The organism is Microbulbifer sp. ARAS458-1, from assembly GCF_045348205.1.
Taxonomy (GTDB): Bacteria; Pseudomonadota; Gammaproteobacteria; order Pseudomonadales; family Cellvibrionaceae; genus Microbulbifer.
This window is the reverse complement of the sequence record NZ_CP155838.1, coordinates 647,551-666,395: the sequence shown is the minus strand read 5'-3', so window position 1 is coordinate 666,395 and position 18,845 is coordinate 647,551. Positions and strand designations below refer to the sequence as shown.

At 56.6% G+C, this 18,845-nt stretch carries 13 protein-coding genes; 5 read left to right on the top strand and 8 right to left on the bottom strand.

Translation table 11 applies throughout. The features are described from left to right. Window positions 1-160 precede the first annotated feature (160 nt). The 4 genes from yidC to rpmH are packed head-to-tail and all read right to left on the bottom strand — an operon-like array spanning window position 161 to window position 2,799. The gene (gene yidC / locus AAFH99_RS02640; RefSeq protein ID WP_043319859.1) at window positions 161-1,831 is read right to left on the bottom strand and encodes a membrane protein insertase YidC; all 1,671 of its coding nucleotides are present in this window, start codon (window positions 1,829-1,831) and stop codon (window positions 161-163) included. A gap of 7 nt (window positions 1,832-1,838) precedes the next feature. Continuing rightward, window positions 1,839-2,108, bottom strand: a complete 270-nt coding sequence (yidD, locus tag AAFH99_RS02635; RefSeq protein WP_231491928.1) for a membrane protein insertion efficiency factor YidD — start codon at window positions 2,106-2,108, stop codon at window positions 1,839-1,841. Beyond that, on the bottom strand, window positions 2,105-2,620 hold the full coding sequence (gene rnpA, locus AAFH99_RS02630) for a ribonuclease P protein component (RefSeq protein ID WP_406828580.1): 516 nt from the start codon (window positions 2,618-2,620) through the stop codon (window positions 2,105-2,107). Before rnpA ends, yidD begins: the two co-directional genes overlap by 4 nt. A 44-nt stretch (window positions 2,621-2,664) precedes the next feature. Beyond that, window positions 2,665-2,799 carry a 50S ribosomal protein L34 gene (gene rpmH, locus AAFH99_RS02625; protein ID WP_043319858.1) on the bottom strand — a complete coding sequence of 45 codons (135 nt, stop codon included), beginning with the start codon at window positions 2,797-2,799 and terminating at the stop codon, window positions 2,665-2,667. Between the two features lie 688 nt (window positions 2,800-3,487). Between rpmH and dnaA the strand changes: the two genes are divergently transcribed. From dnaA to gyrB, 4 genes are all read left to right on the top strand, one after another. Continuing rightward, on the top strand, window positions 3,488-5,188 hold the full coding sequence (gene dnaA, locus AAFH99_RS02620; protein ID WP_406828579.1) for a chromosomal replication initiator protein DnaA: 1,701 nt from the start codon (window positions 3,488-3,490) through the stop codon (window positions 5,186-5,188). A gap of 97 nt (window positions 5,189-5,285) precedes the next feature. After that, window positions 5,286-6,395, top strand: a complete 1,110-nt coding sequence (gene dnaN, locus AAFH99_RS02615) for a DNA polymerase III subunit beta (RefSeq protein ID WP_043319856.1) — start codon at window positions 5,286-5,288, stop codon at window positions 6,393-6,395. 188 nt (window positions 6,396-6,583) lie between these two features. Continuing rightward, entirely contained in the window at window positions 6,584-7,681 is a 1,098-nt protein-coding gene (gene recF, locus AAFH99_RS02610; protein ID WP_231491926.1) for a DNA replication/repair protein RecF, read from the top strand. Between the two features lie 147 nt (window positions 7,682-7,828). After that, a complete protein-coding gene (gene gyrB / locus AAFH99_RS02605; protein WP_406828578.1) occupies window positions 7,829-10,249 on the top strand; it encodes a DNA topoisomerase (ATP-hydrolyzing) subunit B in 2,421 nt (806 codons plus the stop codon). Window positions 10,250-10,349: 100 nt separating this feature from the next. Here gyrB and AAFH99_RS02600 read toward each other — a convergent pair whose 3' ends face one another. After that, the gene (locus AAFH99_RS02600) at window positions 10,350-10,820 is read right to left on the bottom strand and encodes a GNAT family N-acetyltransferase (protein WP_043319854.1); all 471 of its coding nucleotides are present in this window, start codon (window positions 10,818-10,820) and stop codon (window positions 10,350-10,352) included. A 191-nt stretch (window positions 10,821-11,011) separates the two neighbouring features. Between AAFH99_RS02600 and AAFH99_RS02595 the strand changes: the two genes are divergently transcribed. Next, window positions 11,012-13,198 carry a TonB-dependent receptor family protein gene (locus AAFH99_RS02595; RefSeq protein ID WP_406828577.1) on the top strand — a complete coding sequence of 729 codons (2,187 nt, stop codon included), beginning with the start codon at window positions 11,012-11,014 and terminating at the stop codon, window positions 13,196-13,198. 231 nt (window positions 13,199-13,429) lie between these two features. Here AAFH99_RS02595 and AAFH99_RS02590 read toward each other — a convergent pair whose 3' ends face one another. The 3 genes from AAFH99_RS02590 to gmhB all read right to left on the bottom strand — a co-directional run bounded on the left by AAFH99_RS02590 (window position 13,430) and on the right by gmhB (window position 18,799). Beyond that, the gene (locus AAFH99_RS02590; RefSeq protein WP_406828576.1) at window positions 13,430-14,617 is read right to left on the bottom strand and encodes a class I SAM-dependent rRNA methyltransferase; all 1,188 of its coding nucleotides are present in this window, start codon (window positions 14,615-14,617) and stop codon (window positions 13,430-13,432) included. A gap of 197 nt (window positions 14,618-14,814) precedes the next feature. Next, on the bottom strand, window positions 14,815-17,703 hold the full coding sequence (locus AAFH99_RS02585) for a S8 family serine peptidase (protein WP_406828575.1): 2,889 nt from the start codon (window positions 17,701-17,703) through the stop codon (window positions 14,815-14,817). Window positions 17,704-18,250: 547 nt separating this feature from the next. Continuing rightward, window positions 18,251-18,799, bottom strand: a complete 549-nt coding sequence (gmhB, locus tag AAFH99_RS02580) for a D-glycero-beta-D-manno-heptose 1,7-bisphosphate 7-phosphatase (protein WP_043319851.1) — start codon at window positions 18,797-18,799, stop codon at window positions 18,251-18,253. Window positions 18,800-18,845: the final 46 nt, after the last annotated feature.

The following is an 18,845-nucleotide window of genomic DNA, read 5'->3' as shown; positions in this document are numbered from 1 at the left end:
TTTTGAGTCTATCCGGGTTTCAATTGTTCTGGTGCAAATGTACGAAGGGCCGCTCAGTGCGGCCCAACGTGAAGCATCGGATTCGAAGTAGTTTACGCGGATGTGAAGGAAACCCGGTGTTTTCCCGCCACCGGGGTATTTCGAACCTATTCGCTTACTGTTACTTGCCGGCGCCTGCCGCTTCTACCTGTTTATTGATAAACCAGGTCTGGGCGATGGAGATCAGGTTGTTCGCAATCCAGTACAGAACCAGGCCAGCCGGGAACCACAGGAAGAAGAAGGTCATCATGATCGGCATCAGCTGCATGATCTTCGCCTGGGTGGGGTCGGTGGGCTGGGGCTGCAGTTTCTGCATCAGCCACATGGTGGCACCCATGATTACCGGCAGAATAAAGTAGGGGTCTTTCACTGACAGATCGTGAATCCACAGAATCCATGGTGCGTGGCGCAGCTCCACGGTTTCCATCAGCATCCAGTAGAGACCGATAAACACCGGCATCTGCAGCAGAATGGGCAGGCAGCCACCGACCGGGTTAATCTTCTCTCGGCGGTACAGCTTCATCGTCTCTTCCGCCAGTTTCTGGCGATTATCCTTATATTGCTCCTGCAGCTTCTTCATCTGCGGCGCAAATTTGCGCATGCGCGCCATGGACTTGAGACCCGCTGCGGACAGTGGGTACAGCAGTGCCTTGATGAATACGGTGAGCAGAATGATGGCCCAGCCCCAGTTAGCCACCAGGTGTTCGTGAATCCAGTGCAGAACACGGAACATGGGTTTGGCGAGCCACCACAGCCAACCGTAGTCCACGGTCAGGTCGAGGTAGGGCGATATCTCTTCGAGGCGGTAGACATCTTTCGGGCCCACGTAGAATGAAGCTTCGACGGTGCCCTGTTGGCCAGGTTCAACACGCAGCTGCGGGCTGGAAAAGCCCATGCTGTACAAGCCATTGCCGATCGGCTCCAGTTTAAAGGTGTTGCGTTCCTGCTGGTTGGGTACCCAGGCGCTCAGGAAATAGTGCTGCACCATGGCCACCCAGCCACCTTCGATGGTTTCGGCGGTCGGTTTTTTGGCAATGTCCTCGAAATCCTGTTTGTAATAGTTCTCCTCGCTGGTGTGTAACGCGGCACCAAGGAAGGGGGACATACCGATGCCCATATCCACTGGCGGTTCCAGGCTGTCACGTACAATTTCGCCACACATGCCGGCGAGCAGCGGTTTGTCGCGGCCGTTGTCCACCATATAGGAAACTTTGATCAGGTAGTCGCCGCGAGTAAAGGTGTAGCGCTTGGTAAAGCCGATACCGTTCTGGGATTGCTTCAGGTCCACGGTCAGGGTGTCTTTTCCTTCCTGTAGAGCGTATTCGCTGGCGTCACTGGTAAATACCGGGCGGCCGGCGGAACAGTTGCCCTTGCCGCCCACCAGGCCGCTTTTTGCCACATAGGTGTGACTGCGGGTCTGGTTGAGGAGAATGAGGGGTCGGTCCGGAGTGTCAATTTCCTCGTAAAACTCGCGCAACGCGACTTTGACGATATCGCCACCGTGGGGGTCGATCAGCAGGCTCAGGGTATCGGTGTTGACCGTAATCAGTTTTGGTTGGGCGCTGTGGCCCACTTCCGGCATCGCGCCTTCCGGCAGGTCGTTACCTGCACTGTTTGCGCTGGACTGGGCCTGGCTGCTGGGAAGGGTTTCCGTATCGGCGCTCTGGTGATGCACCACGGTTTTCTGGTCAATGGCGGGGGTGTGTTGCTCTTTGTAAGCATTCCACTGATAAATCAATGCCAGAAGGACCGCGGCGATGCCGCCGACCAGCGTATAGCGTTGCCAATCCATTATGTCGTTAGCCTTGTTGCTTGGGCGGCGCCTCGACGGTCGCCGGTGATTCGGGTGCGTGGTTTGCGGGGGGAACATGGTCTAGCCCCCCCGGGTGCCAGGGGTGGCATTTTATAAGGCGTCGCAGGGTTAAATAACCCCCTTTGCAGAATCCGTGCGTCTTTAATGCTTCTTCAGCATAACAGGAGCAAGTGGGGTAGAAGCGACACTGGTTGCCAACCCAGGGACTGGCGATCAGTCGATAGAGATGGATGAGCTTGATGGCCAGCCAGGTCACTGGTCGCTGCCCGTGGGTTTTGATGGTGTTTGTGGCGAGGTTTGGCTGGAGGACGGGTCTGGTCCGGGCCCTTTACCGGCAGATTTTCCTCGTTGGGACTTGCCGCGACCGCGATTTCGCCCACTAACCTGCTGTGGCTGTGGATCCCGCGCGCGTTGGTCAAGCTTGCGCCACAGTTTGTTGAAGATTTTGCCTAGAGCGGCATTGTCTAAATCACCGGCTCCGCCACGGGCCAGGACAACGGCATCCAGTGGAAACAGTTCGTGCTGACGCAGGCGAAAGGTTTCCCGGGCAATACGCTTGATACGGTTGCGGTCGGTAGCGTTGCGAACGTGTTTTTTGGCAATAACGAGGCCGAGCCTGGGATGTTCCAGCTCGTTAGGACGGGCGAGGATCAGGAATTGAGGTTGCGCGGCGCGGACCGGCGCAGAATCAAAAACGGCGCGATACTGCGCCGCATTGAGCAGCCGCAGCGGCTTGGCGAAAGCGAAGTCGCTGCGTGAGCACTGCATAGTGATTCAGTGGCAAGTATAAGGTTGCTCGCTGGGCGGCAATCTTACGCGCACAGAACCTTGCGGCCTTTGGCGCGACGACGAGCCAGAATCTTACGGCCGTTTTTGGTGGCCATACGGGCACGGAAGCCGTGGGTGCGAGCGCGCTTCAAGTTGCTGGGCTGAAATGTACGTTTCATCGTTTTACTACCTGGATAGTTGTCCTGGAGCCATGTCCGGGAAGTTTGGGTAATTCTTTACCGCGTTTGGCTATAGCCCGTATGCGGTGCGTCCATTCGCAATCAGCGGACAGACTTCGGAGCGGGCTATGCGCTGCGAAGGCGGCGGATTGTATAGAAAGAAGCCAATCAAAGCAACGCTTGCGGCGATTATTCGCTGCGCCACCGCCGTTGTATCACCGTTGTCTTGGGTGAGGGAATTCGTCAGTGGGGCATACCCTGCGTTTGTGTGTTTGATCTGTGCGGTATTGCTCCCTGTTTCTTTATCTGGAGGCAGATTGTCTCGCGCAGTTTAGGCGACCGTTCTGTTGTTTTTGGTGTCATTTTCGTAAGTGGTTGTATTTCAGGCGTTATTTGCGGGAGTGCACCGGTTTGCCCCAAGATATTCACAAGCATTTGTGGATAACTGTATTGTCGTGCTAGTCAGTTGGCGATTACTAAGTAGACAAGTGATTGATATTTCAAGGCTTTCCTCAGCAAAACTTGTCCCCAAAACCTGCTGAATTGTGGATAACCCCTGGCCTAACGGATATACTGTCGCCCTTCTTTTGAGGTGATGCCCGGCGTATTTGGGGTGGCCCACATAGAATGTGGCGCCGGTTTTATTCGGGCGCAGTTTCACCTCGTTCCGTCGTTTTTAGGGGGTTCCTTGTCTGATTCCGTCTGGAAGCAGTGTGCTGCCTGTTTACAGGATGAGCTGCCACCACAGCAATTCAGCACCTGGATTCGGCCGCTTCGCGTCAGTGATGACAGCTCTGAAGGTGAGTTGCGCCTCGTGGCGCCTAACCGTTTTATCCTCAACTGGGTGAGCGACAAATTTCTTGATCGTATCCGTGAGCTGGTTCAGCAGTTTTCCGGTCGCTCCGTACCGGTAGAGGTTGTGTCTCTGGACAGGCGCACCTCACGCTTTCGTCGCAGTCTGAACGGGGATGGGGCCTACACCGGGCAGTCTCAAGCGCATAGTCAGGCCGCCGGTTTTGGCGGATACGTGCGCTCCGGTGCCGCTGGGCGCAGCGGTACCGATAACTCGCCCTCAGTGTATGGCGGTGCGGCCCCGGTTGGCTCCGGTAGCACATCGGTGCGCCAGCAGACCGCGCCCGCTGGCGAGCGTATGCCTGTCGCACAGCCCGCAACACAATCTATCCCTGTTAACCGCAGCCTGCCCGGTATGGAAGCTCATAGCAATCTCGCGGCGGAAGAGGCCGGTGCCGATGCGCTAACGCCCGCGGAGCAGTTGCCGGCAGATTTGCACGGCGGCGAAGCGGCGGTACCGGTGGTGCCCGCGGCCGGCGCGCAACGCAAAGTCGAGGTGGAGGGCGCGATTAAACACGGCAGTGCGTTGAATCGCGGTTTTACCTTCGCTTCTTTTGTTGAGGGTAAATCCAACCAACTCGGCCTGGCGGCAGCGCAGCAGATTGCCGACAACCCGGGGGGGGCCTATAACCCGCTGTTTATTTATGGCGGGGTGGGCTTGGGTAAAACCCACTTGATGCATGCGGTAGGTAATGCGCTGGTCGAGCGAAACCCGAACGCGAAGGTGGTTTACCTGCACTCCGAGCGATTTGTGGCGGATATGGTGAAGGCGCTTCAGCTGAATGCGATCAGTGATTTTAAGCGTTACTACCGCTCGGTGGATGCACTGCTGATTGACGACATTCAGTTTTTTGCCGGCAAAGAGCGCTCCCAGGAAGAGTTTTTTCACACCTTTAATGCCCTGCTCGAGGGTGGGCAGCAAATAATTCTTACCTGTGATCGCTACCCGAAGGAAATCGACGGGCTCGAGGAGCGCCTCAAGTCGCGCTTTGGTTGGGGGCTTACCGTCGCGGTTGAGCCGCCGGAACTGGAAACCCGGGTTGCTATTTTGATGAAAAAGGCGGAGCAGGTGGGTGTTGATCTGCCCCATGACTCTGCTTTCTTTATTGCACAGCGGATCCGGTCCAACGTGCGTGAACTGGAGGGCGCGTTGCGCCGCGTGATTGCGAACGCCCAGTTCACCGGGCGCGCAATTGACGATATTCTCGTGCGAGAGGCGCTCAAAGACCTGCTGGCCCTGCAGGATCGGTTGGTCAGCATTGATAATATCCAGCGTGTGGTCGCGGAGTACTACAAGATCAAGGTGGCCGACCTGTTGTCCAAACGCCGCAGTCGTTCGGTAGCCCGTCCGCGTCAGGTGGCCATGTCGTTGGCGAAAGAGCTGACCAACCACAGTCTGCCGGAAATTGGCGACGCGTTTGGTGGCCGCGACCACACGACGGTGCTGCATGCGTGCCGCAAGATCAAGGAGCTGCAGGAGTCCGACGGAGATATTCGTGAAGACGTGCGGCTGCTGACCCGGTCGTTGACGACCTGATACTCTAACGTATTGATATTTAACGAATTTTCGCGGGTGTCCGACGTAGCAACCGCGTCACAACAAGAATGACCTAACGTAGATCAAGGCGATATATATGAAATTCAGCGTAAGCCGTGATGCCCTGGTAAAACCCTTACAGCTGGTTGCCGGCGTGGTTGAAAAGCGCCAGACATTGCCCGTGCTGGCTAATGTTCTGATGCAGCTGCAGGGACAGGAATTGTCGCTGACCGGTACCGATCTGGAGGTGGAAATTGTCGGACGCCTGCAGCTTGAGCAACCCGCCGAACTGGAAGGCGAGGTTACGGTGCCGGCGCGCAAGCTGCTGGATATCTGTCGTTCCCTGCCCGATGGTTCCGAGTTGAAGTTTGAGCGCGATGGGGAGCGGCTCGTGTTGCGCAGTGGGCGCAGTCGTTATCAGCTGTCGACGCTGCCGGCCAGTGATTTCCCCAATCAGGAAGAGACCACCGCCCAGAGCCGTTTCTCCATTTCGCAGCGAGAGATTCGCCGTTTGATTGATGCCACCGGTTTTGCCATGGCACAGCAGGATGTGCGTTATTACCTGAACGGTTTACTGCTCGAATGCCGCCCTCAGCAGCTGCGTGCGGTAGCCACCGATGGCCATCGTCTGGCGCTTTGTGATCGCGATGCGCCCGGTCTGAATGTGGATGCTCCGGTACAGGCCATCGTGCCGCGCAAGGGTGTTCTGGAATTGGCGCGTCTCCTTGAGGATACGGATGCCAGTGCCGACGTTGTGCTTGGCAACAACCATATTCGTGTTGTTTGCGGCCAGTTCACGTTCACTTCCAAACTCGTGGACGGTAAGTTTCCCGATTACGAGCGCGTGTTGCCGCGTGGTACCGGTAATGAAGTATTTGCCGATCGCCTTGCGCTGCGCCAGGCTTTCCAGCGCGCCGCGATTCTCTCCAATGAGAAGTACCGCGGTGTGCGTCTGCAATTGTCCGAGGGGTTGTTACAGATTGTCGCGAACAACCCTGAGCAGGAAGAGGCGGAAGAGCAGTTGATGGTGGATTACCACGGTGATCCGCTCGAGATCGGCTTTAACGTGGGTTATCTTCTGGATGTGACCGGTGCCATCCACAGTGATCAGATTCGTATCGGCCTGGGGGATGCGAACAGTAGCGCACTGTTGCAGCAGCCTGAGCAGGGTGATGCGGTGTACGTGATTATGCCAATGCGGCTTTGAGGCGCCGGTGGGAGCGCCAGATAGCGTGTGCAAGGCTTGAGCCATTTTAGAGTGTTTCAGATAAAGACCGCCCTCCATTTTGGAGGGCGGTCTTTTCGTATTTGCGTGTCTTTGGCGTTTTTCTGTTTCTGTGGTTTGCCCTTGAGGAGGGCAGTTGTCGCTTGCTCAGTGGGGGTAACCCCTTGTCTGTGAGTCGACTCGTTTTGAGCAACTTCCGCAATATCGCGCACGCCGAGCTCAATCTTGCGGGTCAGGTAAGTCTTTTTTGTGGGGCGAATGGCAGTGGTAAGACGTCGTTGCTTGAAGCCGTACATATGCTCGCCAGTGGGCGATCTTTTCGCTCCCGTCAGCACCAGGCAGTAATTCGCTATGAGCAGGCCGCGCTCGCGGTTTTTGGGCGTCTCAATAGTGGTGTGACCCTCGGCGTCGAGAAGCGTCGAGACGGGCAGGGCAGGATTCGGATCAATCAGATGGCGGCTGAATCCAGCTCTCAGCTTGCCGCATGCCTGCCATTGCAGGTGATCAACAGCGAGAGCTTCGCTGCTCTGGATGGGGGCCCTGGGGTGCGTAGACAGTTGCTGGATTGGTCGGTGTTCCACGTGGAACACTCGTTTTCTTTGCACTGGAAGGTCTATCAAAGCGCGCTAAAGCAACGCAATGCACTGCTTCGTCGTGGTAAAATTGCCTCCAATTTGCTCGCACCTTGGGAACAACAGTTGTTACTTAGTGGCGAGGCGGTGGATACCCTGCGCCGCAGGGTTTTCGAGGATCTGAAGCGTGAGTTCGATTCACGTCTTTCCGATTTGCCGGCTGATGTATTCGGCGATCTCAAAGTTAGTTACCGCAGCGGGTGGAAGAGTGATCTCGCTCTTGCGGATGCGATTGATTTGGCCCGTGATGGAGATGCTGAACAGGGGTTTACCCGTGTGGGCCCCCATAGGGCCGATCTGCGATTCACTATTCACGGGCAGCCGGCACACGCCATTTTGTCTCGTGGGCAGCAAAAAATGGCAGTATGTGCTTTGCGCACGGCGATGGCATCGGTGGTTGCTGGCGCTGATAAACCCGTGTTCCTGGTCGACGATTTGCCGTCAGAGCTCGACCAGGATAATCAGACGCTGTTTGCCCGCTGGTTGAGCCGGTGCGCCAGCCAGGTTCTCGTAACGGGTATCGAGCCTCAGATAACCGCGGCGCCCTGGCTTCAGTTTGAGGGCCCCTGGGGTAAGCCGAGAATGTTCCACGTGGAACATGGTGAGGTGACCAGTATCGCGCAGGCAGGAGACTGACAAAGGCCTCGGAATATATCGAATACCAGGCAACAACGGATTGGTGGTTGGAAAGCAAGCCCGTAGTAGAACGCGGCGAGCAAAAAATTACCGGAATGACTGATCAAAGCAGGCCCGGCCTATGGCCGGCGCGAATGGAGCAACAGAATGTCGCAAGAGAATAACTACGATTCCAGTAGCATCAAGGTACTCAAGGGCCTGGATGCGGTGCGCAAGCGCCCGGGAATGTATATTGGCGATACCGATGATGGCACAGGCCTGCACCACATGGTGTTTGAGGTGGTGGATAACTCCATCGATGAGGCGCTGGCAGGGCACTGCGACGAAATTCGGGTGACTATTCACCCGGACGAGTCCGTGAGTGTTTCCGATAACGGTCGCGGTATTCCCACCGAAATGCACCCGGAGGAGGGGGTTTCCGCCGCTGAAGTGATCATGACCGTGCTCCACGCTGGTGGTAAGTTTGATGACAATACCTACAAGGTATCCGGTGGTCTGCACGGTGTCGGTGTGTCCGTGGTAAATGCACTGTCAGAAGAACTGAAGCTGACCATCCGCCGCGGTGGTAAGATCCATGAGCAGGTATATCGCCACGGCGTGCCGGATGCACCCTTGACCATCGTTGGGGATAGTGAAACTACCGGTACCGCGGTGCATTTCAAGCCTTCCGCAGACACCTTCTCCAATATCGAATTCCACTTTGAACAGCTGGCCAAACGCCTGCGGGAACTGTCGTTCCTGAACTCTGGTGTACGTATCGTGCTGCGTGACGAGCGCTCCGGTAAAGAAGAAGTCTACGAATATGAAGGTGGCCTGCGGGCGTTTGTGGAGTTCCTGAACCAGAACAAGACCCCGATCAACAAGGTCCTGCATTTCCAGAATCAGCGCGAAGACGGCATCGCGGTGGAAGTGGCCCTGCAGTGGAATGATTCCTTCCAGGAAAACATCTACTGTTACACCAATAATATTCCCCAGCGGGATGGCGGCACCCACCTTGCAGGTTTCCGAGCGGCGTTGACCCGCGGTCTGAATAACTACATCGAAAAAGAAGGTGTGGGCAAGAAAGACAAGGTCAGCACCACCGGTGATGACGCTCGCGAGGGTCTTACGGCGATCATTTCCGTGAAAGTGCCGGACCCGAAATTCTCATCTCAGACCAAAGACAAGCTGGTTTCCTCCGAGGTGAAACCGGCGGTAGAGCAGGAAATGGGGCAGTCGTTCAACGATTACCTTCTGGAAAACCCACAGGAAGCCAAGGCTGTGGTGGGTAAAATGATAGACGCCGCCCGGGCGCGGGAAGCCGCGCGCAAGGCCCGGGAAATGACCCGGCGCAAAGGGGCGCTGGATATCGCCGGACTGCCCGGCAAACTGGCAGACTGTCAGCAGAAAGATCCGGCATTATCCGAACTCTACCTGGTGGAGGGTGACTCCGCCGGTGGCTCTGCCAAACAGGGACGCGACCGCCGCACCCAGGCAATCCTGCCCTTGAAAGGTAAGATCCTGAACGTGGAAAAGGCGCGCTTCGACAAAATGCTGTCCAGTGCCGAAGTGGGTACCCTGATTACCGCACTGGGCTGCGGCATCGGTAAGAGCGAATTCAACCCGGACAAACTGCGGTATCACTCCATTATCATCATGACGGATGCCGACGTGGATGGTGCGCACATTCGGACCCTGCTGTTGACCTTCTTCTTCCGTCAGATGCCAGAGCTGATCGAGCGCGGCCATATATTTATCGCGCAGCCTCCACTCTACAAGATCGGCAAGGGCAAGCAGGAACAGTACCTGAAGGACGAGGCGGCGCTGACCCAGTTCCTCACCAACGCGGCACTGGAGAGCGCCACCCTGTTTGTGAATCCGGAAGCCCCTGGCCTCTCCGGAACCGCGCTCGAATCTCTGGTGAAGGAATACCGCGCGGTGATGGCAACCATCGACCGCCTGTCGCGCCTGTATCCGCAGGAAGTACTGCAGAGCATGGTTTACCTGCCGAGCGTGAAACCGGAAGACCTGCAATCCAGTGAAGCCATGGCGCAGTGGGCGGAAAAACTGCAGGCGCGCCTGGAGCAGGAAGGTGAGGGCGGTGGCCGTCGTCACACCGTCTCCGTGACCGAAGACAGTGAGCGCAACCTGTATCTCCCCACGGTTGATATAGTGGCACATGGTGTCAGCAGTCGTTACACCGTTAACCACGAATTTTTTGACTCGGCGGAGTATCGTGCTATCTGTCAGTTGGGTGAGAAAATGCAGGACCTTCTCGAAGAGGGCGCCTATATCCAGCGAGGCGAGAAGCAGCAGCCGGTATACAGCTTCCCGGAAGCGCTGACCTGGCTGATGAATGAGAGCCGTCGTGGCTACAGCATCCAGCGTTATAAAGGGTTGGGTGAGATGAACCCGGAGCAATTGTGGGAAACCACCATGAACCCGGAAACGCGCCGTATGCTTCAGGTAACCGTGGAAGATGCGATCGCTGCAGACCAGATCTTCACCACCTTGATGGGGGATCAAGTCGAGCCCCGTCGCGAGTTTATCGAGAGCAATGCCCTGGCGGTGGAAAACCTCGACGTATAAGTCCGCCCTCACTAATCGTAAGCCCGCCCGATACACCCCAAAGGTAATATCGCGCGGGCTCTTTCGTATCTAGATGTGTATCAAGAAATACCAAAGCCACTCAGGCCACCCGGCAGTGCATGGTGATTTCATCCTGATTGGCGGCGGTATTGAACATGCGTTCCGCCTCGCTGAAGCCATGCTGCTGTAAAAAATAGCGGCCGCGCAGATTTTCCTCCAACACCCGGGTTTCCAGCTGAATACGGCCGAACTTGGCCTGCGCCATCAGTTCGCTGCCGACTCCGTGCCCCTGCTCCCCTGGAGATACGAAAATCGTATCCACCTGGCGGTTCTGTGTGATTGTGACCAGGCCCTCGGGTGTTTCGCTCCCGGGGCGGGTATAGACCCAGTGGCTGCTCGTCCCAAGATCTGAGGGCGCGCCGAACCGGCATTGTTCTTTGAGTTTCCGCCGCATGGCGCGGCCCGTGTCAGCCCAGTAGCTTACCGGCAGGCTCGGGTGACTACTGCAGGCCAAGTGGAGCCAGAGTTGCAGCAGACGCTCGATATCCGATTCCTGTATCGGTCTCAGCATAAGCTCTCCCATGTCGAACAGGGGTGTAACGGCCCATAGTAGTCTGATTGCTCGGTGCCCCAAAATGTCGCCAGCTTTTCTTGAACACATGTATAAGTAAAAGTCCAGGTCCTTGATGACAAAGTTGTGTTAAAGAAATATAATCGTTCTCATTAATAATATTGATGAGAGATCTGGACTAAGGAGAGCCAATGGCCCGTTTTTACCTCACCCCACTGACCCTTGCGCTGTGTGCGACCTTGAGCAACCAGGGATTCGCCGCTGACGACTACCAGCCGCTGGAAACAATTTCCGTACTGGGCAACGGTGAACAACTGAACCGATTGCCGGGGTCTGCTCACCTGGTAAGCGCCGAAGACCTGGAAAAGTTCGAGTTTGTGGACATCAACCGCATGATGCGCAATGTACCGGGGGTATACCTGCGGGAAGAAGACGGCTACGGACTGCGCCCGAATATCGGTATCCGGGGTGCCTTTGGTGAGCGTTCCGGAAAGATCTCCCTACTGGAGGATGGTGTACTGGTTGCCCCTGCACCTTACTCCGCCCCCGAAGCCTACTATTTTCCCACTGCCGGTCGCCTGCAGGCGATCGAGGTGCTCAAAGGTCCAGGCACTCTGAAGTACGGCCCTTTCACCGTAGGTGGCGCTGTCAACATGCTGAGTACCCAGATCCCCGAAGGGAGTGCGGGTAAGGTGCAGCTGGAAGCTGGCCAGTATGGCGAAAACCGTCTGCATACTTATTATGGCGCCGGCAGCGAAACCAGCGGGTGGCTGATTGAAACCCACCAACAGCAGGCCGATGGCTTCCGCGATATAGACCGTGCTGGTAGCGCCGACATCGCCAAAGAAGATTATCTGATCAAGGGGCGGCTGAATTCCGCGGAGGGTGCCAGCTTCGCCCAGCAATTGGATATCAAGCTGCAGTACTCCGAAGAAGAGTCCGGCATGAGTTATCTGGGCCTCACTGACTCGGATCTCGCAGAAGACCCCAATCGTCGTTACGGCATCAGCGCTCTAGACGAAATGGAAAACCGCCACAGCACCGTGCAGCTGAATCACACAATTGCGCTAGGTGACGACTTCAGCCTGAGCACTCAGGCCTACTACAACAAGTTCAAGCGCGACTGGTTCAAGGTGAGCCTTGGAAGCCTGATCGATGCGGCAAATGCTGGCGATGGGGATGCTCAGGCTGTTCTGGATGGCACCCTCGACTACGCAGATGTCGGTATCAAACACAACGATCGCACCTATGTCTCTCGCGGTGTGCAGGTGAGCGCTAACTTACGCTTGGATACCGGCAGTATCGAGCATGACCTGGAATTCGGGGTTCGTGACCACTACGACGATGTGGACCGCTTCCAGCCGGTGGAAAACTATAGCCAGATCGATGGTGCGCTGGTGTTTCAGGGCATTGCGGATCCCAGTGCCAGCAATAACCGCGTCGGCAAAGCCGAAGCCACGTCACTGTTCGTGTACGATCAGATACAGTTGACCAGTGCGCTGGCGGTGACTGCCGCGCTGCGCTATGAAGACATGGAAACCCGCCAACAGCGTTTCGAGAACAATGAGCGCACGGAAGAGGGCAGCAGCCGCGCCAACTCCCTGAGCGAGTGGCTGCCGGGACTGGGTGTGACCTACTCGATAAACGAAACGGTGACACTGCTGGCGGGTGTTCACCGTGGCTTTGCACCTCCGGGCAGCGGTTCCTCCGAGGGTGAAGCGGGTGACCTGTCCACAAACTATGAGGGCGGCTTCCGTGTCCACAGCGGCGACCTGCAACTGGAAATGATCGCCTTCTACAGCGATTATGAGAGCACAGTGCAGAACTGTTCCGTCGCCCAGCCCTGCGCCAACGGCCAGGACAGCGGAAACTATGCGCTCGGTGAATCGGAAATCCGCGGGTTGGAAGCCAGCGTCAGTAGCGAGTGGCAAATGACAAACGGTTGGCTGATTCCACTGCAGGCGAGCTACACCTTCACCGACGCCGAAATCAGTAAAGATAGCCTGGAGTACATCAGCTCCAATGGCGAAGACGGCTTGGCGGCAGGGGACAACTTTGCCTATCTCCCGGAAAATGTGTTTGCCCTGACTACCGGTGTCGACAGTGGCGCCGCGTGGCGGATCAACCTGACAGCCGCATATCAGGATGATATGTGCGTCAGTAACTACTGCAACCGCGGTGATACGGACCGGTTCGATGTCACCGAATCTTTGTGGGTGCTGGACGCCGCCGCGCACTACGACTTCAGCAGCGATCTTGCAGGCTACCTCAAGGTGGACAACCTGCTGGACAAGCAGGCCATTATCAACCGCGCACCGGATGGCGCGCGCGTCAACCGCCCTCGCACCGCGTCCCTGGGAGTGAGTTATCGCTTCTGATCGATCATCGGATAGTGCGTAAAAACCCGGCACTTGCCCAATGATGTCCACTTAATGTAGCTGAAGGCGAAGGTGACGATACCGGGCGCGGTCTTGTGAGACCTTCACCGCCAGGGATGGCGGTGCAGAGCCCCAGGGATGGGTTTACGGCGTGTCTCACATGACCGCACCCGGTAGCGGCGCCGCCACAGAATTACTTAAGTGATCAGTATTAGGCAGTTGCCGGGGTTTTTACTGGGTGGTACCAGTCAGGTGCACGAAATGCGCCTTCAGATAGCGGGTTTCAGGAATGGCGGGGTGGACGGGGTGATCCGCACCTTGTCCGCCACTGCCGATAATACTGATGTTCTTGTCCAGGTGGCGTCCCGCGCCACGCAAAATTTCCAGTAGCGTATCGGACTCAAGGTGCATTGAGCAGGATGCGCTCACCAGCAGGCCGTTCTTTTCCAGCAAGCGCAACGCCAGCTCATTAATATGGCGATAGGCCGCCTCACCGGACTTTTGATCCTTGCGGCGCTTGATAAAGGCCGGCGGATCCAGAACGATGGCGTCGTAACGCTCGCCGCTGGCGATCAGCTCTTTCATCGCATCGATGGCCTTGCCCTGAATGGTGATCAGGTCGCCCTTGCGATTGTTCAGTGCTGCGTTCTCCTCACACCAATCCAGCGCTTGGTCCGAAGCATCCACGCAGGTGACCTCACTGGCGCCGTGAGCAAGCGCTTGCACACCCCAGCCTCCAGCGTAGGAGAATAGATCTAACACCCGCTGCCCCTTGACCCACTGATTCAGTCGCGCGCGGTTGTCCCGATGATCGTAGAACCAACCGGTTTTCTGCCCCTGGTAAACCGGTGCCAGCAGTGACACGCCGTTTTCCTCGAACGGCACCATCTGTGGTACTTCACCGAAGGCCACTTCACAGAGATCCGGCAATTCTTCCACCTTGCGCCCCTGGTGGTCATTGCGCAGCAAAATACCGGCAGGCTTCACCAGCGTGGTCAGCGCTTCGACAATATCCTGAATCAGAGTTTCCATTCCCCAGCTACTGACCTGGACCACCAGGTATTCACCAAAACGGTCGACCACCAGACCGGGCAGGCCGTCGGAATCTCCGTAGACCAACCGGTAGCTGGGGTGAGAGTAGTAGCGCTCGCGCAGTGCGAGGGCATTCTCGAGGCGACGCTTCAACTGCTTGGGAGTAAATGGTCCCTTGCGGGATACCAGCCTTGCGCAAATGAGCTGATTCGGGTTTACCAGCGCAAACCCCAGGCTTTTACCGTTGCTTTCTAGAATTTCACACTGACTACCCGGCTGGATTCCTTTGAGCGGACTGCGCTTGGTGTCCACTTCATTGCTGTAGATCCACAGGTGGCCCAATTTTAATCGGCGCTCGGCGCGGGGGTTGAGAATGAGTTGTTGCACGGGATAACTCCGCTTCGTCTGGGGGGCGCCATTGTTTGATTGTGATGGGCAGATTACAAGCATAAATAATCTGCCGTGATACACCCACTAACCATAGCGAAACGGCGGAAACCCCTGGGCAAAAAAAAAGCCCGGCAACCGTTACATTCTCCGGCGCCGGGCGGGTGCTTTTTTCCAGGTGGTGTTCAGACAGCCCCTTAGCGCGTACTGATGGATACCTCTGTGGTCGCTATGACACCACTGCCATCCTGGTGAGCTATAAGACCGAGTGCGCGGGTGTCGCTGCCGAGTCCCATCCATTCGAGGTGCAAGGTGCCCGTACCGCCAACGGTGGCGGTGGCAGGGGCTTCGAGTAGTGTATTGCCACTGTCACCCTGCAGGTTGAAATTAAACAGGGTGTAGGGCGTCGGACCTGGCGCTGATGCGTAATCCACAACGAACACGGCGTAGAGACCGGGTTCCGGATTCTGCATATCCACCTGTTCCGCGGAAGTTGGCGTACCGCTGGAGCCCACCAGCGGCCACCCGGCCGACGCGGGACCGAGTACCTGTAGATCCAGATCGTCGGAACCATCGCCCGCGCCAACGTCTTCATCAAACAGTGCGAAGCGGCTGAAACTGGTGCCAGCCGGGACCTCGAAGAAGATCAGGTCATCGAGACCGTCATCCACCGCACCATCCGCAGGGATACCTTCGACCAGTCCATTCATTGCGGCGCTATAGGTGCCGGAGTAGCCAAACGCGAGCGGTAGCGACAGGATACCTTCACTACCCGTACCCCGTACCGCAGCGGCTGTGGAAATGGGCACCGGACGAATGGCGATAGGGCTACGTACCTTGCGGAAGCCCTGTGACCAGCTGACGGCGCCAAACGCCCATTCGCCAAGCGCAGCTTCCTCAGTCGCGGTAAACGTTACCTGATAGGTAGCAGTCTCGCCTTCCCGCAAGCGCAGAATACGCGGTGTGATTTCCACGTCGATACCTACTGGCGCATCGACTTCCGCCCAATACCAGCGCACACCTTTTTCCACGCTGGTTACCCGGCGAGTCACCGTCTGGCTGCCCACCAGTTCGGCGATTCCTATCGAAGGCAGGTTAAGGTCCGAAGAATCCGTGGAAAAGCCACTTGCCTCGAGATAATCGCAGTCGCCTGCGGGCACGATGGGGGTCTGCAATTCAGCTCCGCAGAGAAATGCCAGGTAATCGTAAAAACCAGCGTCATATACCAGGCCCGGGAAAAACGCGTTGGCCGGCTGCACCATGCCCGCTCCCAAGTCGAAGGGATCGGCACCGTCGTCGCCAAAGGACTTTCGCAAATTCTGACGTGCGCTGGTCATCATGGCAGAGCGCGCCATTGCCGGGGTCCACTCCGGATGCGCCTGCTTGAGCAGCGCCATGACACCGGCTATATGCGGACTTGCCATAGAGGTACCACTGAGGGCGCCATAAATATCTCCGGAGCCCACCGGCGAAATACCCGCGATGATTCCCACTCCCGGTGCCGCAATGTCTGGTTTGATGATATCGGGCGCGCCCGCGTTGGCACCGCGGGAGGAGAAGCCGGCGATGCGATTGTTCCGGGGAACCTGAATTTCAGGGCTTAGAGTTCCGCTGGGTGAAGACGCGGCAGCAAGCACTGCGCCATCGGGGTAGCGAATCATGATGCCAGGAATCGTAGTGTCCGGGGCCGACATGGTGATGGGATCGATACGGTCCGACGCAGTGCCGTCGTTATACACGATAATGGCACGTGCACCGGCAGCGGCGACCTGGTTGTACTTGTCACTGAACGCGCAGCCGCCGCGTACCACCAGAGCGATATTTCCCGCCATGGACTCTGCGTTAGTGAGGGGGGCACAGGCTTCCAGCGGCTCTGCGTTGATGATCGAGGAGGAAATGGTACCGCTATCGCTGAGCTGTACCGGCCCCGACCCCTGCAACCCTTCAAAGATACCGGCGAGTGCTGTGGGAGAGTCTATTTCGACACCAGTACCGAAGCTTTCGTTGTCTTCACTGGCCGCCACGGAGGTGATCCAGGGGACGCCGGAGGGCGTGCCAATAGTTTCACTTCCGGGGCCCGCATTACCGGCGGAAGTTGCCACGAAAACACCGGCATCGGCAGCGAACAGAAAGGCGATATCATCGGGGCCGGTAAACTGGGTGCTGGCACCACCGACGGAATAATTGATGACATCTACTCCATCGGCAACCGCCTGATCGATGGCGGCCATGGAATCGGAAGAAAAACAGCCACTGTCATCCGGGTCGGGCGCGTCCCAGCAGACTTTGTACACCGCAACCCGCGCACGAGGGGCAACCCCGCTCAGAGTACCGGTACTTTTACCATTTAGTGTTCCCTCAACACCGTAATTACCTGCGGCGGTAGTTGCGGTATGAGTACCGTGCCCATCCGCATCCCGTGCGGAAAGAAATTCATAGTCCGCCAGAACATTTGCCGAAAGAAAACCTTCAGAAAAGGCCTGTGCCTTCACCAGCTTATTGTTGCAGTCGAAGGGTAGATCATTCGGATTGAAATCCAGGTTTCCGAACTCGCAACCTTCCCCGGTGAAGGATTCCGGAATCGCATCATAGAGTATCGGTCGTCCCATATGCCCGCGCTTGGGTGTACGCGTATCTTCAAGGCTGGGGTGCTCCGGGTGAATCCCTGAATCAATTACACCGATCACCACATCCTCTCCTGTAGCACCGAGTAACCAGGGCCCGGGAAAGTGGTTGAGGCGTAGATATTGATAGGTTGAATTGGTCTGGGGTTTCATAAGCTGATCTTCCCAGACACCGAGTACATCCTTACGGTTGCGCAACTGATCGGCCTGCTTTGCTGACATCTGCGCAGCAAATCCATTAAACGCGACTTCGTAGTTGTGCAGTGTGGGTGCGCCACCAATGGCGGAAAGCGCTTCACTTTTTCGCTGACGTAAATAGTTTTTGTACTGCTTTGCTGCGGCACTGGAAAAATCAATTTTCCGATTGTTCTGTGGCTTGGTGGCAGCGAGCCCCTGGATTGTTCCCTCGTAGGCGATCAGTGGTTTATCGGTAAATTGTACGATGTAGGTTTTTTTTGACACTTCCTGGCGAACCGGCGATTGGGTGTCATCAGTTGCTTGAGCGTGAAGTGAAAACAGCAAGCCTGCTATCAAGGCGCCCAGAAAACCGGCGCTCTTGGCTGCGGAATACCGGCCTTGAGATTGACCAAAAGAAATCATAGAAATTGTGCCCCGTAAAATACAAAGCCCGACCTTGCTCACTTGTGGCGAGCTGGTACGGGCGTTTCCGTGAGATAAGAGGAAAAGGTAGAGAGTGGAGCGTGTCGCGCCTGGTTATTTTCTTCCTTGAACGCTGCGGCACCAGGTCCCTCTCGTTGGTTTCTACGGAAACCAATCTAAGCGAGCAATAGGGTGGCGCCACATTCCTGTTAAGGGCAGCGCAGTATGCGAGCGGTCACAAAAGTGTCACCGGGATCATTCGAATACGGGGAATACAATTGGTACAGGAGATCCAGTCAGGTTTGCATCCGACACGGGAATAACGTCGGATATCTGAGGGTACTGTACGTGGCCATACTTTTCGTATTCACGACGAAAGAATATAAGGGGGAATAACGCGACGAAAAAATTAGCGCAAAATAAATTCTGAAAACTCGGCGAGATCTCGCATGACCCGAGTTTCTATCAGATGCGGGTCGGGATGTGCGATCAGTGTTGCCAGCGTCTGCTCACCAAAACCCGTTCTTACCAGTACCGGTTTGCAACCTTTCGTAACCGCACACTGTAAATCTCTGACCTGATCGCCAACGAAATAGCAGTCGTGCAGGCTGGTATCAAATTCGGCTTCGATCGCATCCAGCAGGCCCGTCTTTGGCTTGCGGCAGCGACAATTATCGTCGTCACTGTGGGGGCAATAAAAAATGCCGGCCACTTCACCACCGGCGTCTTCTACTAGTGCGCGCAGCTTAGCGTGCATGGCCTCCAGGTCGTCAAGATCGAACATGCCCCGGGCAAGGCCTTCCTGATTCGTCGCCACCACCAGTTGATATCCGGCCTGGCTGAGTTCTGCCATGGCCTCGATACTCCCGGGTATGGGGGTCCACTCGTCGACACTGGTCACGTGATCATCACTCTGGTGATTGATGACACCGTCGCGGTCGAGAACGATTATGGCCATGGGAATTTACGCTGGTAGTAGAGAAATCTACCCGTAAGGGCCTGCT

Excerpts from the sequence above, each read along its gene's own strand:
- yidC (WP_043319859.1), bottom strand. The coding sequence starts at position 1,831 with ATGGATTGGCAACGCTATACGCTGGTCGGCGGCATCGCCGCGGTCCTT.
- rnpA (WP_406828580.1), bottom strand. The coding sequence starts at position 2,620 with ATGCAGTGCTCACGCAGCGACTTCGCTTTCGCCAAGCCGCTGCGGCTG.
- rpmH (WP_043319858.1), bottom strand. The coding sequence starts at position 2,799 with ATGAAACGTACATTTCAGCCCAGCAACTTGAAGCGCGCTCGCACCCAC.
- dnaN (WP_043319856.1), top strand. The coding sequence starts at position 5,286 with ATGAAATTCAGCGTAAGCCGTGATGCCCTGGTAAAACCCTTACAGCTG.
- gyrB (WP_406828578.1), top strand. The coding sequence starts at position 7,829 with ATGTCGCAAGAGAATAACTACGATTCCAGTAGCATCAAGGTACTCAAG.
- AAFH99_RS02600 (WP_043319854.1), bottom strand. The coding sequence starts at position 10,820 with ATGCTGAGACCGATACAGGAATCGGATATCGAGCGTCTGCTGCAACTC.
- AAFH99_RS02595 (WP_406828577.1), top strand. The coding sequence starts at position 11,012 with ATGGCCCGTTTTTACCTCACCCCACTGACCCTTGCGCTGTGTGCGACC.
- gmhB (WP_043319851.1), bottom strand. The coding sequence starts at position 18,799 with ATGGCCATAATCGTTCTCGACCGCGACGGTGTCATCAATCACCAGAGT.